This is a genomic window from Brevundimonas sp. NPDC055812, from assembly GCF_053616535.1.
On sequence record NZ_JBSHDX010000007.1, the window covers coordinates 203498 to 219635 of the forward strand.

Annotated in this window: 15 protein-coding genes; 7 read left to right on the top strand and 8 right to left on the bottom strand. The window is 65.4% G+C overall.

The features are described from left to right. The first annotated feature begins 347 nt into the window (after positions 1-347). Positions 348-2504: a TonB-dependent receptor gene (locus ACWGL1_RS13370; protein WP_452112260.1), complete on the top strand. Its 2157-nt coding sequence runs from the start codon at positions 348-350 to the stop codon at positions 2502-2504. A gap of 147 nt (positions 2505-2651) precedes the next feature. On the opposite strand, the gene ACWGL1_RS13375 is transcribed toward ACWGL1_RS13370, so the two are convergent. Next, positions 2652-3812, bottom strand: a complete 1161-nt coding sequence (locus tag ACWGL1_RS13375; protein ID WP_291775981.1) for a class I SAM-dependent methyltransferase — start codon at positions 3810-3812, stop codon at positions 2652-2654. A 92-nt stretch (positions 3813-3904) separates the two neighbouring features. Between ACWGL1_RS13375 and ACWGL1_RS13380 the strand changes: the two genes are divergently transcribed. Further along, positions 3905-4744 carry a maleate cis-trans isomerase family protein gene (locus tag ACWGL1_RS13380; protein WP_291775978.1) on the top strand — a complete coding sequence of 280 codons (840 nt, stop codon included), beginning with the start codon at positions 3905-3907 and terminating at the stop codon, positions 4742-4744. Positions 4745-4779: 35 nt separating this feature from the next. Continuing rightward, positions 4780-5073 carry a hypothetical protein gene (locus ACWGL1_RS13385; RefSeq protein WP_291775969.1) on the top strand — a complete coding sequence of 98 codons (294 nt, stop codon included), beginning with the start codon at positions 4780-4782 and terminating at the stop codon, positions 5071-5073. Between the two features lie 103 nt (positions 5074-5176). On the opposite strand, the gene ACWGL1_RS13390 is transcribed toward ACWGL1_RS13385, so the two are convergent. Beyond that, positions 5177-6376 (bottom strand): FAD-dependent oxidoreductase, encoded by a 1200-nt coding sequence (locus tag ACWGL1_RS13390; protein WP_452112261.1) that lies wholly within the window; start codon positions 6374-6376, stop codon positions 5177-5179. Between the two features lie 230 nt (positions 6377-6606). On the opposite strand from ACWGL1_RS13390, the gene ACWGL1_RS13395 reads away from it, so the two are divergent. After that, a complete protein-coding gene (locus tag ACWGL1_RS13395) occupies positions 6607-8100 on the top strand; it encodes an aldehyde dehydrogenase (protein WP_452112262.1) in 1494 nt (497 codons plus the stop codon). 42 nt (positions 8101-8142) lie between these two features. Here ACWGL1_RS13395 and ACWGL1_RS13400 read toward each other — a convergent pair whose 3' ends face one another. Next, entirely contained in the window at positions 8143-8967 is an 825-nt protein-coding gene (locus tag ACWGL1_RS13400; protein WP_291775950.1) for a GntR family transcriptional regulator, read from the bottom strand. 127 nt (positions 8968-9094) lie between these two features. Here ACWGL1_RS13400 and ACWGL1_RS13405 point away from each other — a divergent pair, with 127 nt between their 5' ends. Both ACWGL1_RS13405 and ACWGL1_RS13410 read left to right on the top strand, forming a co-directional pair. After that, positions 9095-9895: a GntR family transcriptional regulator gene (locus tag ACWGL1_RS13405; protein WP_291775924.1), complete on the top strand. Its 801-nt coding sequence runs from the start codon at positions 9095-9097 to the stop codon at positions 9893-9895. Between the two features lie 90 nt (positions 9896-9985). Further along, positions 9986-10678: an isochorismatase family protein gene (locus ACWGL1_RS13410; RefSeq protein ID WP_452112263.1), complete on the top strand. Its 693-nt coding sequence runs from the start codon at positions 9986-9988 to the stop codon at positions 10676-10678. A 127-nt stretch (positions 10679-10805) separates the two neighbouring features. Here the strand turns inward: ACWGL1_RS13410 and ACWGL1_RS13415 are convergent, their stop codons facing one another. From ACWGL1_RS13415 to ACWGL1_RS13435, 5 genes are read right to left on the bottom strand one after another with little or no spacing between them, the layout of a single operon-like run. Further along, positions 10806-11720, bottom strand: a complete 915-nt coding sequence (locus ACWGL1_RS13415) for a polysaccharide deacetylase family protein (protein ID WP_452112264.1) — start codon at positions 11718-11720, stop codon at positions 10806-10808. Then, positions 11707-12657, bottom strand: a complete 951-nt coding sequence (locus ACWGL1_RS13420; protein ID WP_452112265.1) for a polysaccharide deacetylase family protein — start codon at positions 12655-12657, stop codon at positions 11707-11709. The genes ACWGL1_RS13415 and ACWGL1_RS13420 overlap by 14 nt, the downstream gene beginning before the upstream one ends. Beyond that, positions 12654-13541 carry an isocitrate lyase/PEP mutase family protein gene (locus ACWGL1_RS13425; RefSeq protein ID WP_452112266.1) on the bottom strand — a complete coding sequence of 296 codons (888 nt, stop codon included), beginning with the start codon at positions 13539-13541 and terminating at the stop codon, positions 12654-12656. Before ACWGL1_RS13425 ends, ACWGL1_RS13420 begins: the two co-directional genes overlap by 4 nt. Beyond that, positions 13538-14026, bottom strand: coding sequence for a LeuD/DmdB family oxidoreductase small subunit (locus ACWGL1_RS13430; protein ID WP_338575104.1), 489 nt, complete (start codon positions 14024-14026; stop codon positions 13538-13540). The genes ACWGL1_RS13425 and ACWGL1_RS13430 overlap by 4 nt, the downstream gene beginning before the upstream one ends. Further along, complete coding sequence (locus tag ACWGL1_RS13435; protein WP_338575106.1) at positions 14023-15309, bottom strand: 3-isopropylmalate dehydratase large subunit; 1287 nt, start codon at positions 15307-15309, stop codon at positions 14023-14025. Before ACWGL1_RS13435 ends, ACWGL1_RS13430 begins: the two co-directional genes overlap by 4 nt. A gap of 125 nt (positions 15310-15434) precedes the next feature. On the opposite strand from ACWGL1_RS13435, the gene ACWGL1_RS13440 reads away from it, so the two are divergent. After that, positions 15435-16138: acyl-CoA dehydrogenase family protein (locus ACWGL1_RS13440; protein ID WP_452112267.1), on the top strand; the 704-nt coding region annotated here is incomplete at its 3' end.

A 16138-nucleotide genomic window follows, 5' to 3' on the forward strand; every position in this document is an offset into this window, starting at 1 on the left:
CAATGTAGGTTCCACGCATCAAGCGATGTGGTTCATAGCTGCGTCGACCACGCCGGGCAGCGCTCCACCCTTCCAACTTTGATGATCCCGTAAGTGGGGCAGTGCGGCAGGGCGCCAACACCTCGCTCATCGGTTCGCGGCGCTTGCCGACGCTAGTCGAAAATCTGGGCCACGAAGCGTTAGTTTGAATACCTCACGCCAGACGCATTGGTTCAGCGCCCCACGCTCCTGCCCCAACTTGCAGGGCAAAATCGTCGAATGATTGACAGAGAGCTCGGGTTGTGGCGACATCGCTCGTATTCATAAAGATACATGCTCAGCAATAAGGGCATGAAAGGGGAGTGACCGTGAGACATCATACCCACGCCTTGGCCGTGACCGCCGTCGCGGCCGGCCTTTCCGTCCTGGCGAGCGCCGCCTCCGCACAGGACGCCGTCCAGGTCGATGAGATCATCGTCACGGCGCGTAAGACCAGCGAACGCCTGCAAGAAGTGCCCCTGGCCATCACCGCGCTGAACGCCGAAGAGATGCAGCGCCGCGGGATTCGCGAAGTCACGGACCTGTCTTCGATCGCGCCCGGCTTGAACATCGAAAAGGATCAGGGTCGCCGCTTCGAGCGCCCGGTCATTCGCGGCCAGGCCAACGTCTTCGGCTCGCCCAACGCCGCTTCCTTCATCGATGGCGTCTATATCCCCGACAGCCTGTTCGCGACCGAAATGGCCTTTGTCGACCAGGTCGAAGTGATCAAAGGACCGCAGTCGGCTCTGTATGGCCGTCAGACGTTCTCGGGCGCCATCAGCTATACGACGCGAAAACCCTCGCAGGAGGTCGAGGGCCTGATCCGCGCGACCGCAGCCGAGCATGACGAATACAACTTCCTGATGGGTCTGAGCGGGCCGCTGGTGAAGGACGTGCTGTCCGCCCAGGCCTCGGTCAACTATTACACCTATGGCGGCGAGTATCGGAACAATGCGCCCGGCACGCCCAGTGACGGCAAGACCATCGGTCAGGAAAAGACCGTCGGCGGCACCCTTGCGCTGATGTACACGCCGACATCGGAGTTGAGCTTCATCCTGCGCGGGTCGTACGCCCACAACAACGATGGCCATGAGCCGATGGCGATCCAGCGCTCGACCGCCAACAACTGCTACCTGGATACCCGCACCCAGTACTACTGCGGCGCCATCAACGTCACTCCCGACATGATCGGCCTGAATCTGGACGAAGTCGGCGGCGGCGGCGTCGAACGCAAGACCGGACGACTGAGCCTGACCGCTGAATACGATCATGGCGGCTACACCCTGACCTCGATCAGCGCCTACAACGACTCCGAAGAGCACCGTAAGGCCGACCTCGATTACCTGCCCCAGCGTCTGCTGGGCGGCTCGCTGCATGTCGATGATCGGGTGAACATCAAGGGCTTCAGTCAGGAGTTCCGTATCGCCTCGCCGCGCGCCGAACGCCTGCACTGGATGGCGGGCGCCTACTACTTCAACAGCGATCGCTGGGACGGACGCTATCGCTATGTGTCACGCGCTCTGCAGAACAACGGCACGATCGAAACCGAAAACCTGGCGGCTTTCGGCCTGGTCGGCTTCGACTTCACCGACAAGTTGTCGGGCACGGCCGAGGTGCGCGTCGCCGAGGAGAAACTGCACCTGACCGGCGGCGACTCCAACTTCGACTATGAGGCGACCTACCGCTCGACCAATCCTCGCTTCACCCTGTCGTACAAGGCCACCGACGACCTGATGTTCTACGGCCTGGCAGCGCGCGGCAACAAGCCGGGCGGATTCAACACCGACGTGCGCTTGAGCTCGGCCGATCGTTCCTACGGCGAGGAAACCGCCTGGAACTATGAACTGGGCTTCAAGAGCGATCTGTTTGACCGCCGCGTCCGCCTGAACGTGGCCGGCTACTACATCGACTGGTCGAACCAGCAGATGACGCAGGTGGCCAACCTGTCGGCGACCGAGACCGTGTCCTTCATCCGCAACGTCGGCGAGGTCGAGGTCAAGGGCGTCGAGGTCGAGGCCCAAACCAAGATCACCTCCGACTGGTCTGTGCGCGGCACATTCGCCTATGCAGACTCCGAATACACCAACGCCACGGACCCGGATTTCGCCACCCTGACCGGCGGCGATGGCGACGTGCGCGGCAAGGCGATCCCCAACGCGCCCAAGATCCAGTATTCTTTGGGCAGCAACTACGCCTGGTACGTCGGCGAGAACCGCTTCTTCGTCGACGGCACCTATTCCTTCCGCTCCAAGAAGTATGATCAGGTCGCCAACCTGGCCTGGGTCGACGGCCGCGACACCGCCAACGTGCAGCTTGGCTGGGAGCGCGGGCCGCACCGGGTGATCCTGTTCGGCCGCAACATCTTCGACAACATCGATCCGGTCGGCATCGTTCGCTACTCGGACTTCACCACCAACCGTCGCGGTTTCGTAGGCTCCCTGCCTCGCGGTCGCCAGATCGGACTGACCTACGAAGCCAACTTCTGACCTTCCTCCCAGAAGCCGGCCCAGTGCCCGCGGTTCACGCCGCGGGCCTTTTTCTTTGCAGACTGAAGGCGAGCCAAGCGGGCGCGGATGCAAAAAGACCCCGGACGCCTATGCATCCGGGGCCTGTTAGGACCAGACCGCAGTTGGTCAGCCGATAAGGGCCGAACCCCGACGCCCTTCGGCATCGGGCTTTTCGCCGAGCACGACGTACCAGGCGCGCGGCCCATCCCGCATCCGCACCGTCGTCTCCAGCACCTCGTCGGGAGCGAACCCCGCCTCGAGCATGACTTCGGGCGCCTGGGTCGCCAGGAACTCGTCCCAGAAGGGCTCGTCATTGTTCTTGGTCTGCCAGGCGAAGATGAACTTCTCGAAGGCGCTGAAATCGGCGCCCTTCATCGGCACATCTTGATGCACCACCACGCCGCCGGGGCGCAGCACGCGGCGCGCCTCGTTGAAAATGCGACCGAGCGAGTCGCGCGAGACCTCGTGCATCATGTTGTGCGACACGACCAGATCGAAGCTTTCGTCTTCGAAGGGCATGTCGCCCGCATCCATCTGACGGAAATGCGCCTTCAATCCCATCGCCTCAGCGCGGAGGTGAGCGTAGCGCAGCAGGCCCGGCGCCACGTCGACGCCATAGATCTCCGCCTCGGGGAAAGCCGCCGCATAGCCGACCGTGGCGCCGCCCGAAGAACAGGCCAGATCCAGGATGCGACGCGGCTTGAAGCCGGGATAGCGCTCAGCCAGGAATTCGATGACAGCCGCCGACTTGGAGTCGCGCGTACCGATGCCTACGCCCAGCGAATAGGCGTTGCCCCCGCTCTCATAGAAGGCGCCCGCGACAAAATCGTCCGCCGAACCTTCGCCCAGCATGTAGCCGCCCGGCTGGCCGTGGATATGGCCCGCATAGGCGTCCGAGGGCGCGACAAAGGTCGGGCTGGTCTCGCAACTGCCGCCGGCCGGCGCATTGGCCAAGCCGGCAGCGACCGCCTTCATGCGCGGCAGTTCGCGCTGGATGGTCTCGCCGACCGAGTTCCACATGACATCCTGGGCGCTGCGGCTGAAGGCGCTCCAGATCTGGTAGAAGGGATCGCCGACCATGGCGGCCGTGATCTCCTCGACCGTTTCAGGCGCCTTGCCGGACATCGCGGCGTAGGCAGGGCCGGCGCGGGCGTCGAGCGCAGTCCTGTTGGCGGCCTCGTAGCGGCGCAGTCGGTTCTTCAGTTGGACGATGTACTGAGTGCGCGCCGCCTCGTCGTGAAGCGGCCGAGCCAGAAGCTCATGGGTGGCCGTACGGTCGATGATCATGCGCTCTCCTCCATGTTCGACTGGCGTTCAGTCCTTCATGATGTATTATCTCAAATACCTCTTGTGCGGAAGTCTCTTCGTCGGACCGGATCATGCCCTCAACGTCGCTTCCTGCTCGTGCCATCCGCTCGACGGATCGCCATCGACCGGATCTAGGCGCGCGCGGCGTCGTCGCCTTGCTGACCCCGGCCGAGAACCCGACAGCCGAGCCTGAACTGTCGGTCCTGCTACCCCCCGACATCAATCTGCTGACCGCGCGCATGTACGCACCGAACGCCGAGATGACCGTCAGGCTCAAGGCTTACGAAACACGGCTGGAGGAATGGCTCACGCCATTCAGCGAGGCGCCGCTAGACGCCGTCGCCTTCGCCTGCACGGGCTCGACCTATCTGCTTGGCCCCTCGCGACGTCGACCACAGGCGCTGGAACGTCTCGATGGTCCCTGCCCCGTCGTCTGCGCCGCCGACGCCCTGAAAGACGCGCTGCAGTCTCTCGGCGCGCGCCGCATCATTCTGGTCAGCCCCTATCCGTCAGCCCTGACGTCAGCCGCCGAGATTCATTGGCGCGCCGCCGGCTATGATGTCGTCGCCGTCGTCCAGTCGCCCCTGGCGCCCGGCGCAGCCCACCCGATTTACGGCCAGACGGCCTCCACCCTGCTGACGGGACTGCGCCAGGGCGCGAAGGCCGGCGTCGCCGACGCCGTCGTCGCCATGGGCACCGGCGCCCCCAGCCTGGCCGCCCTGGCCGTCGTCAGCGACGAGACCGACGTCCCGATCCTGTCATCCAACCTGGCCACAGCCTGGTCCGTCGCGCGCAACCTGGGAATTGAAGACCGCCCGTCGATCACGGACTGGCTGACGCCCGATGCGCCCTGGCGCGAACGGCTATGGAGCCGCTTTCCCGCCGTTCGCGACCGCTTGATGAGCGCCTGACATCCTATTTTGATTTCGTTTCGAGGAGTTTTCTGATGTCCACGCCCAAACCGCCCCGCCCCACCTTCTTCGAGGACACGGCCAACGACCGCCTGACCGCCATCATCACCGCCCTCGTCACCGAGGTCGCGGGCCTGAGCGACCGAGTCGCCACGCTTGAGGACCTGTTGGCCGCCCAGGGCGTCCTGACAGCCGACGCGGTCGATCATCATATTCTGACCGAGGCGCAGCAGACGGCCCGTCGCGCGCGCCACGCGGCGCTGACCGACCGCGTCTTCTATGTGCTTCAGGAAGAGGTCGACGCCCTCAAGGGGCAGTTGGGCGCCTGATATGAAAACGGGCCGGGACGCCCTGCATCCCGGCCCGCGGCCCCTCGCCCCGCTCCGCTTTCGCCGACGCTCCCTCAAGCAGCGGCGCGCGGAGGAGCTCGCCTCAGGTCAGCGTCGCCGCCTTGCGCAGGCCATCGATCATCGACGAACGCATCACATAGTCCTTGTGCCGCACGGGATCGGCCAACATGGCCTGCATCTCGGCCATCATGACCTTGCGACGTTCCGGGTCGCGCTCCTGCATCCGCCCACGGTTGCGATCCGCCTGCGCCAGAATCTCCTGCTCCGCGATGGGACGGCGCTGCCGGGTGTAGAGGTCCAGCAGACCTTCATCGGCGCCCTCCAGAACCGCCTTGAGCTTCTCGGTCAGATTGAAGGCGTCGTGGACGCCGCCGTTCATGCCCATGCCGCCCGAAGGACTGTTGATGTGGGCGGCGTCGCCCGCCAGGACGACCCGGCCGCTGCGGTAATCAGGCGCGATCCGCATATGCACGCGATAGGGGCGGATCTCCAGCACTCTATAGGGCTCATCCCGAGCGACGATGGCCTGAAGCTTGCGCTCGATGCTGGCGCAGTCCAGCGCGTCCGCAATGGACTCCTCGCCGCGCGGATAGAGGCTGCAGCGCCAGAAATCCTTGAGCTTGAGCAGAGAGAATGTCCCGCCCTCGGTCCAGCAGTAGTTGACGTTCGACAGGCCCTCAAGGTGGTCCTCGAAGGGGAAGTCGGTAATCGCCAGAATGGTCGTCTCGGGATAGGTCTTGCCGTCCAGATCCCAGCCCAGCAGGGTCCGCACCGCGCTGCGGGCGCCATCGGCGCCGATCAGATAGCGGCAGCGTAACGCCTGCGTCTGGCCATCCTGCTCATAGAGCACGCTGACGCCGTCCTCGTCCTGCGTCACGCCGGACACCGTCGCGCCCATGCGGATATCGACGTGACGGGCGTCCGCCAGATGGTCGGCCAGGATGCGGCACAGACGGAATTGTTCGCACTGAAGCCGGAAGGGATGCTGGGTCTCGCCCTTCAGGTAGGACAGGTCGAATACGGCGCGCTCGCCCGTCTCATGCTGGCGGATCTGCCACTGCTCGCACTTCAGACCCTGTGCGATCAACGGATCGGCCAGGCCGTACTGGGCCAGCATGTCCAGCGTCGGCGGGTGAAACGTCGAGGCCCGCAGGTCTTCCGGCAACTCCGCTTCTGCCTCAAGGACGACGGCCGAAATCCCGAAAGCTTCCAGCCGCAAGGCCGCGCTCAGCCCGACCGGGCCGGCGCCGACGATGACCACTTGGGCGTCCCATTGCTGCATACTGGCGACCTCATGCCTACTTGTATCTGACTTAATACATTTGTTCGCCGATCCGACAAGAGGGCAGTTGCAACCTCATGTGCGGACGGGGTTCGACTTCCGAACAGTAGGCAGTCCAATCAGACGCACTGCTGCTTTGACACCGCCGCATCGTCTCGCCTTGCGATCCGCCCCCATCACGTATTAGCTTAAACACAACACAAGTCGCCACAGTATCAGGACGCCCGCTCATGGCTCTCCCCGCTTCTCCTTTCGACTGGGCTCCCCAACTCGTCACCAGCCTGATTGACGGCGCCTATGTCGGTGAGCGCGGCGGCCAACGCCTGCCCGCCTATTACCCCGGCAACGGCGAGATCATCTCCGAACTGCAGGAGGCTGACGCCGAGGAAGTCGATCGCGCAGTCCGCTCTGCCCGACGGGCCTTCAACGACCCGGCGTGGCGCGACATGTCGGTGGAGGCCCGCCAAGCGGTGCTTTACCAGATCGCCGACGCCATCGACGCAAACGCCCTGGAACTCGCGACGCTGGAGACGCTGAATGCGGGGATCGTCCGCCGCGACGTGCTCAGCCGTCAGGTTGTGCGCGCCGCCTACAACTTCCGCTTCTTCGCCGAGGCGATCAGCCAACAACCGGGTCAGGTCTGGCAGCAGATCAAGGATCACCTGACCTTCGTCACCCGCCACCCCGTCGGGGTGGCCGCCCTGATCGCGCCGTGGAACTCGCCGCTGGCGCTGGCCTCGATGAAGGTCGCCTCGGCCATCGCCTTCGGCAACACCTGCGTGCTGAAGCCGTCGGAGCAGACGCCGCTGTCGCTGGCCCGGATGGTCGAGATCATCAACACCGTCACACCGCCGGGCGTGGTCAACCTGGTGAACGGGCGCGGCGCGGCGACAGGCGCCGCCCTGGTGGATCACCCCGAGGTCGACCTGATCGCCTTCACTGGCGGCACCGAGACAGGCCGCCATATCATGCAGGCGGCCGGGCGTCGGCTGAAGCCGGCCGCGATGGAACTGGGTGGAAAATCGGCCAACATCATCTTCGCCGACGCCGATCAGGAACGGGCCTTGGACGGCGCCCTGATCTCCATCTTCTCGAACAACGGCCAGCAGTGTCTGGCCGGGTCGCGCATCCTTGTCCAGGATTCCATCTTCGACGAGTTCGTCGGCCGCTTCGTCGAACGAGCGCAGAAAATCCGTGTCGGCGACCCTCTGGACGACGCCACCGAAATCGGGCCGATCGCCTCAGCCCGTCACCGCCAGCATATCCTGTCCTATGTCGACATCGCACAGAGCCAGGGCGCGACGCTGCTGACCGGAGGCAAGGCGCTGGACCAGCCGGGCTATTTCATCGAGCCGACCGCCGTCCTGGCCCCCAGCAACAGCGACCGCGTCTGCCAGGAGGAAATCTTCGGCCCCTTCGCCGCCTTCGTGAAATTCAGCGACATGGAAGACGCCGTCCGCATGGCCAATGAAAGCCAGTTCGGCCTGGTCGGCTATTGCTGGACGCAGAACATCGACAAGGCCCTGCGCGTCAGCCAGGCGGTGCGGACCGGTCTGATGTGGGTCAACACCCCGATGGTGCGTGAACTGCGCGCGCCCTTCGGAGGCGTGAAGGATTCGGGCCTCGGCCGCGACGGGGCCGCCGCCTCCATGGCCTTCTTCACCGAAGAGAAGACGACGACCCTTCCTCTGGCCGACGTCCCGCTGCGCAAATTCGGCGTCTGATCCCGACGGGGTTGCGGCGGGCCTGTCCCGCCGCGCTTCGCGTCAACCGATGTGGCGCCACTGCGGACGGGCCGAGCTGTTATCGCGCGTCAGCAGCATGTGGTATTCATATTGATCGGGATTATAGAGGCCGACCTGATGCTCGAACGGGCGGCCGTCGCCGTCGAACACCGTCCGGCGCAGGCGCAGCAGCGGCGCCCCGATAGCCACATTCAGCTTATTGGCCGCCGCATCGTCGGCTGGAATGGCGCTGATGGTCTGTTCGGCGCGCTGCGCGCGAATCCCGCCGCCTTCAAGAATACGCATGATCGGGCGGTCATCGATAACGCTCCTGGGCGTCAGTTGGGCGACGGAGCGAGGCAGCCACACCGTCGTCACCGACAACGGCTTGTCCTTGAAGAAACGCAGCCGCTCGATGCGCAGCGCGCGATCGTCAGCCGGAAGATCCAGCGCCTGAAGCACGGCGGCAGGAGTCGGCGCCTCCGGTTCATAGGCCAGCAACCGCGCGGTCGTCTCAAGCCCCAGGGTGATGAGGTTCTCGACCAGGCCGGACACTCGGCTCTCCTCTCGCTGCGCCTCGTCGGCGCGAGGGGCGACAAAGGTGCCGACGCCATGCTTGCGCCGGATCCAGCCTTCGCGCTCCAACAGATCAAGCGCGCGCCGCACGGTTACCCGCGACACGTCATAGGCCGCCGCCAGCTGCATTTCGGACGGCAGCGGCTGTTCCGGCGCAAAGGCGCTGTCCTTGATCTGCTGGCGCAGGATAGTGGTCAGTTGGTGGTAGATCGGCAGACTGCTGGATCCGCCGTCCGCCTTGAGGCTGCGCCGACCGATGTCGGCTCCTGCCCCAGCGCCCTGTCTGGCCAAGCTTATCCTCCACACGCCGGCGTCTGCGCCTGCGTCGTCAATTAGCGAACTTGTTCTTATTATCAGACCTTAGCGGCTTGGCTACTGCGGGTTGTCTCCGTCGCCGCGGCAAGCCACACAAGACGGCATGACATCCGCTTCGCCGACAGACGCCGCCCTGGATCTTCGTCCCGACCTTCTGGACGATCAGCTGCCCGTCCCCCTTTACCACCAGATCCGTCTGCTGCTGGCCGAGCGCATCCGGCGCGGCGCGTTTCCGGCTGGCTCCCTTCTGCCCGGCGAACACCAGATATCGGAAATGCTGGGCGCCTCGCGCATCACGGTCAAGCGGGCGCTCAATGAGTTGGCCGAGGCTGGTCTGGTGACACGTCATCGCGGGCGCGGCACGGTGGTGACGCCGCAGGTCGAACTGCCTGTGGTGACGGGTTCGTTTTCCACCCTGATGGATTCGCTCAAGACCATGGGACACGAGACCCAGGTCGAACTACTGGAGAGCCGGGTCGAGGCGGCCGACGCCGATGTCGCGCGCGCCTTGGCGGTCGACCCCGGCGCGCCGGTCCAACGCATCATCCGCCTTCGCCGACTGGGCGAGACGCCCTTTTCCTATCTGGTGTCGTGGCTGCCGGATTTCGTCGCCAGCAGCTGCGATGACGCCGCCTTTGCCGAACAGTCCATGCTGGATCTTCTGGAGCGAGCCGGCGCGACCCCGCATGAAGCCGAGCTGTGGATTTCAGCCGTGGGGGCGGACACCTCCGCAGCCTCGGCGCTTGAGGTAGCGATCGGATCGCCCCTGCTCAGGATCGAACGGATCATGCGCCGGTCCGACGGGACGCCGGTCCAGTACATTCACGCCCATTATCACGCTGACCGATTCCGCTATCACCTGCTCAGCCGCCGCGAGGAAGGAAACTGGCAGGACGGCGCCTGATTTCCGCTGCGCCGCTTCAGGATCGGCTGGCGCCCGCCGCAGGACGGGCTATAGTTGACCTATCTTTATACCATTAAGGACAGACCGACTGTGAGCGACCTTGTCTTCGAACCGACCATGATCCGCGAGAACAAGACAGCGCGCGAGTTGTTCGAAGCGGTCAAGGCCAATCCCGCCCGCGCTCGTTTTGGATTCGGCGAGAAACTGGCCGTGGTGAACGTCGATTTCCAGCAATCCTACACCCGCCCCGATCTGTTTCCAAAGACGGCCTATGTGACCCACCCTGACCAGATCGGCTTCACCAATCGCATCTCGGCCGCCGCGCGCGCCAAGGGGATGCCGGTGATCTGGAGCCATGTCGCCTATAAGGCCGACGCCGGCGACGCCGGGGTCTGGGGCACGCGCACCGACACGCCCGACAGCCTGCAGAACATCAAATACGGGTCCGAGCGCCACGCCCTCGATCCGCGCTGCCGGATCGATGAGGCTGTGGACCTGATCTACACCAAGCGGATGCCCTCGGCCTTCTTCGAGACGCCGCTGAACTCCTACCTGCGCTGGCACAAGGTGGATACGGTGCTGGTGACGGGCGGCTCGACCTCGGGCTGCGTGCGCGCCACGGCGGTGGACAGCCTGTCCTATGGTTTCCGCACCATCGTCGCCGAGGAGTGCGTGGCGGACAAGCACGAGAGCTACCACTACGCCAATCTGACGGACCTTCAACTGAAGTACGCCGACGTGGTGTCGGCGCAGGACGTGCTGGACTGGCTTTCCTCGCGCTGAGCCGACGGCAGCCTGAAGAATTGAAGGGCGGCGGACCGAAATCCGCCGCCCTTCCTTTTACGCTTTTACGCTTCCCGGCCGAAGGTTGGGGGCGACGACCGAGTCTGGAGCCGGGACGACGGCGGCCTCAGGCGCGCGCCGCCTCGACAATCTCTGAGACGCCGGCGGTCCATACGGCGTCGTCCTGCGCCAGACCGTCCAGCACGCTGCGGACAGGCTTCATCCGGAACGGCAGGCCGCTGACGTAGGGTGTCAGGGTGAAGCCGACGACCTGGCCGCCGAAACGGTCGGCCTCGGCCTTGTGCAGGCGGATCGCCTCAAGCACCTGATCGGCCCATTCGTCCTCGGTCTGAAGGCGCACGGTCAGCAGGGTGCGGTCATCCAGTTCATTCGATAAAGGCGCCGCCCAGACCACGCCCTTTTCCGTCTGCATCGGCACGGGAACCGTGTCCTGCTCCCAGTCCAGGCAGATATCGAAGCCTGCCTCGGCGATCAGCGCCAGCGTCTGGAACGACTGCTGCCGCGCCGGGCTCATCCAGGCGCGCGGCTTCAGCCCCGCCCTGTCGAAGGCGTCGCGCGTGCAGCCGATCCATTCCGCTTCGACGCCCGGCTCAAGCCCGCTCCAGTGGATGCAGTCCGCCTCCCAGCCATAGGCGGCGATCTCGTGCCCGTCGGCGAGGATGGCCTCAACCAAGGGCTGAACGCGTTCCAGCAGGACCCCATTGGTCGGAAACACCGCCTTCAGCCCCCTCGCCTTCAGCGCATCCAGAATGCGGAAAACGCCCACACGATTGCCGTAGTCGCGCGTCGTGAAGTGGCGCAGATCCGGATAGGTCGTCTGCATGGCGCCGGGGTGCTTGAACGGCTTGCCCTGCGGGTTCAGGCGATGGAACTCCAGCGGGACCACGATCATCGCGGCGGCCGTCTTGCCGTCCGGCCAGACGATCTTCGACCGCTCGGTCGCCGGACGCCACGGATACAGCGTCTGATCCATGCCGTAGGAGCGGTGCGGATAGGTCAGATAGTCCTCAGGCAGCGCCATGGCCGAACCCCTTTCCTCCGGTCGCGCAGCCTCTTGCCGCGATATCGGCCTGCGTCTGGTCCCAGCAGTGGTCGCGATAGTAGCCCGCGATCTCGGCGCCGGTGGCGAACCACACGTCGTCTGCGTGGCCCATAATGTGTTTCAGCGCCTCTTCGAACGGGCCGATGCGGTGCGGCTGGCTGACCAGATAGGCGTGCAGGGGAATGCACATGACCGTGCCGCTCTGCTCGCCCTCTTCCAGCAACTGGTCGAAGTGCCGCTTCAGGATGTCGGTGTAGCGCGCCGGGCTCATCCCCAGTGCGCCGTAGGTGATGACGTCGTTCACCTCCAGCGAATAGGGCAGCGAAATCAACTTGCCTGACGCCGTCTTCACCGGCTGCGGCTGGTCGTCCTGGAACAGGTCGCAGGTGTACCAGAAGTCGTTCTCGGCGATCAGGTCCAGCGTCCGCTCGGTGTGCGTCAACGCTGGTGCCAGATAGCCGCGGATACGCTGGCCGCTGGCCTTTTCGACCGTACGGATGGCGTCTTCGATGATGGCGCGCTCCTGCGCCTCGTCCATGCCGTAGGAATAGCGGGTGTTGTAGACGCCGTGCGAAAAGAACTCCCAGTTCCGCTCGACGCAGGCCTCGATGATCTCGGGATGGTGGTCGCAAAGGGCGACGTTCAGCGACACCGAGCCGCGCAGGCCGTATTTGTCCAGCAGTTCCATCAGTCGCCAGTGACCGACGCGGTTGCCCCAGTCGCGCTGGGAATAGGCGACGACATCGGGCGCAGGCTTGGGCCAGCCGGCGCGGCCGGGGTTCTTCGCGGGATCGAACTCATAGAACTCGATGTTCGGCGCGACCCAGAAGGCCAGTTTCTTGCCGCCGGGCCAGACGATCTTCGGCCGGTCCCGATAGGGCCAGTAGTCGTAGAGGTTGGGGTCCGCGACGGTCATGCCTTCTCCTCTTCCTGCGCTTCGTATCGCTGTCCCAGCGCCATCATCTCATCCAGGCCGATGCGGGCGTTGACCCCCATCAGGTCGGTCATGTGCGCCCGGTGCGCCGCCGTGCCGCCGTCGCGCTTCAGCACCGACAGGAAGGCTTCGACAGCCGGAATGACGGCGCGCACCATGGCCCCCGGCGCGATCACCAGACGATAACCCAGCTCGGACAGACTGTCGGCCGAACTCAGCGGCGTGTCTCCGCCCTCGACCATATTGGCCAGCAGGGGAACGCGGGCGGCGAAGCGTTGGGCCACCGCGCGCATCTGATCCAGATCACGCGGCGCCTCGACGAACAGGACGTCGGCCCCGGCCTCAAGGAACAGTTCGGCGCGATCCATCGCCGCTTCAAAGCCTTCGACCGCGATAGCGTCGGTGCGGGCGATGATCAGGGTGTCGTCGTCGTGGCGCGCATCGACGGCGGCGCGGACCTTGCCCGCCATCTCCTGCCCCGAAATCACGCCCTTGCCGCGCAGATGGCCGCACCGCTTGGGGAAGGTCTGGTCCTCGATCTGGATCGCGCGGGCGCCCGCGCGCTCGAAAAGCCTCACCGTCCGGCCCATGTTCAGGGCGTTGCCGAAGCCGGTATCGGCGTCGACGATCAGAGGGATGTCGATACGCTCGGTGATGCGCGCCGCCACGTCAACGACGTGATCCAGACTGACCAAGCCGATATCAGGCCGCCCCAGCTGGGTATAGGCGACCGAGGCGCCCGACAAATAGGCCGCCTCGAACCCCGCCTGCTGGATCAACAGGCCGGACAGGGCGTCATAACATCCCGGCGCCAGCAGGGCGTGCGACTGTTTGAGCCGGCGACGCAGGTTCAACCGCTCGCTCATGCGGCGCCCCCCAGCTTCTTCTTCAGGTGCGACATCAGCCCCCCGTCATCCATCATGGCCATAAGGTGCGGCGGCAGGGGCGCGAAATCATAGCCCTGCCCCGTCGTCAGATTCGTCAGACGCCCGGCCGCCAGATCGACCTCCAGCCGGTCGCCTGCGGAAATCTCGCCCGCTTGTTCAAGGGTGATGCAGGGCACCCCCAGATTGATCGCATTGCGCCAGAAGATACGAGCGAAAGAGCGCGCGATCACGGCGCGCACGCCCAGCAGGCTCAACGACACCGCCGCCTGCTCGCGCGACGAGCCGATGCCGAAGCTGCGGCCGCCGACGACGAAGTCGCCCTTGGCCACCGTGCGGGCGAAGTCAGGATCGACAGCCGCCAGACAATGCTGCGCCAGTTCCTCGGGCGGCAGCTTCATCAGCGTGCCAGGCGCCATGACGTCGGTGTCGATATTGTCGCCGAAGACGAAGGCCCGACCGCTCATGCCGCCTCTCCCAGGAACTGACGCGGATCGGCGATGCGGCCTTCAACGGCAGCGGCGGCCACGGAATAGGGCGAGCCGAGATAGACCTGCGCCTCCTTGGACCCCATGCGCCCCTTGAAGTTGCGGTTGGTCGAAGAGATGCAGACCTCGCCATCCGCCAGCACCCCGGCGCCATAGCCAGCGCAGGCGCCGCAGCCGGACGGCAGCAGGACCGCCCCCGCCTCCATCAGCGTCTGCAAGGTGCCGTCCTGCGTCGCTGTCGTCGTGGTCTTCTGCGACGCCGGGGCGATCAACAGTCGGGTGTCCGGCGACACCTTGCGGCCCTTCAGCACGGCGGCGGCCATGCGCAGGTCTTCGATCTTGGCTCCGACGCAGGCGCCGATATAGCACTGATCCACCTTGATCCCGGCGTGTTCGGTCACGTCCTGAGTGCGCGACGGATCATGCGGCGCGGCGATCTGGGGCTGCAGCGTCGCCGCATCGAAGCAGTGGACGGCGGCGTAGGCGGCATCGCGGTCCGACGCCAGCGCCAGAGCCGCCGCCTCATCCTCGACCGGACGCCCGGCCGCGCGAAGATAGTCGAACGTGGTCCGGTCCGGCGCCACGACCCCGGCCTCGCAGCCCAGTTCGGCGGCCATGTTGCACAGGACCATACGCTCGGCCATCGACAGGCCCTCGACCGTGTCGCCGCCGTACTCGATCGCCTTGAAGGCGTTGTCCATGCCCAGTTCGCGGCACAGGAACAGCATGATGTCCTTGGCCGCCACGCCCGCGCCGAACCGGCCCGACCACTCGACGCGGATCGTCTCGGGCACCGCCAGCCAGGTCTCGCCCGTGGCGACGATGGCGGCCATGTCGGTGGCGCCATAGCCCGCCGCATAGGCGCCGAACGCGCCCGCCGTCGGCGAATGGCTGTCGCCGCCCGCCACGAAGGCGCCCGGCCGGATCAGGCCATGCTCGGGCAGGACCAGATGACAGATGCCCACCATGTCGAAGAAGGCGCCGACCTGATGCTCGGCCGCGAACTCTCGCGCCAGCTTCAGGATGCGCGCGGATTCGGCGTCCACCGCCGGGACATAGTGGTCCGAAACGATGGCGACCTTCTGCGGATCCCATAGCCCCACACCCAGCTCGCGCAGCATCGGCGCCCAGCGACGCGGCCCCGAACTGTCGTGCGCAAAGGCCAGATCAACCTGAGCCGTCACCAGTTGGCCGGGCGCGACCCGGTCCAGACCGGCGGCTCGGGCGATGATCTTTTCAACGAGGGTGGAGCCCCGGCCCATGCCTTCTCCCGATGATACGCCGCACAAGGGCATTGCTGGATCAAATGATATAGCTTTATATCATCTAAACGCGCAGCCTTGGCAAGCGCCTTCCCGCACCTTCCAGTCCATCAGGAACGCCCATCATGTCGAACTCCGCCGCTTCTTCCGCCCAAACCTTCCGCTGGGACGACCCGTTCGACCTGACGGGGCGCCTGACGGACGAGGAGCGGATGGTTCAGGACGCGGCGCGGTCCTATGCGCGCGAGGCCCTGCTGCCGCGCGTGGTCGCCGCCTTCCGCGACGAGGTCTTCGATCGCGCCATCATGACCGAGATGGGCGAGATGGGCTTCCTCGGCGCCATGCTGCCCGAGCAGTACGGCGGCTCCGAAGCATCGCACGTCGCCTATGGCCTGATCGCGCGCGAGGTCGAGGCGGTCGACAGCGGCTATCGCTCGGCCATGAGCGTGCAGTCGTCGCTGGCCATGTATCCGATCTACGCCTTCGGCTCGGACGAGCAGAAGGCGAAGTTCCTGCCCAAGATGGCGGCGGGCGAACTGGTCGGCTGCTTCGGCCTGACCGAGGCCGACGGCGGGTCGGACCCGGCCTCGATGAAGACCACGGCGGTCGCGGTCGACGGCGGCTATCGTCTGAACGGCGGCAAATACTGGATCACCAACTCGCCCATCGCCGACCTGGCCATCGTCTGGGCCAAGCTGGACGGCAAGATCAGGGGCTTCATCGTCGAGCGCGATTTCGACGGCTTCACCACGGGCAAGATCGGCGACAAGCTCAGCTTGCGCGCCTCGGTGACGGGCGACATCGGCCTGAACGACGTCTTCGTGCCGGA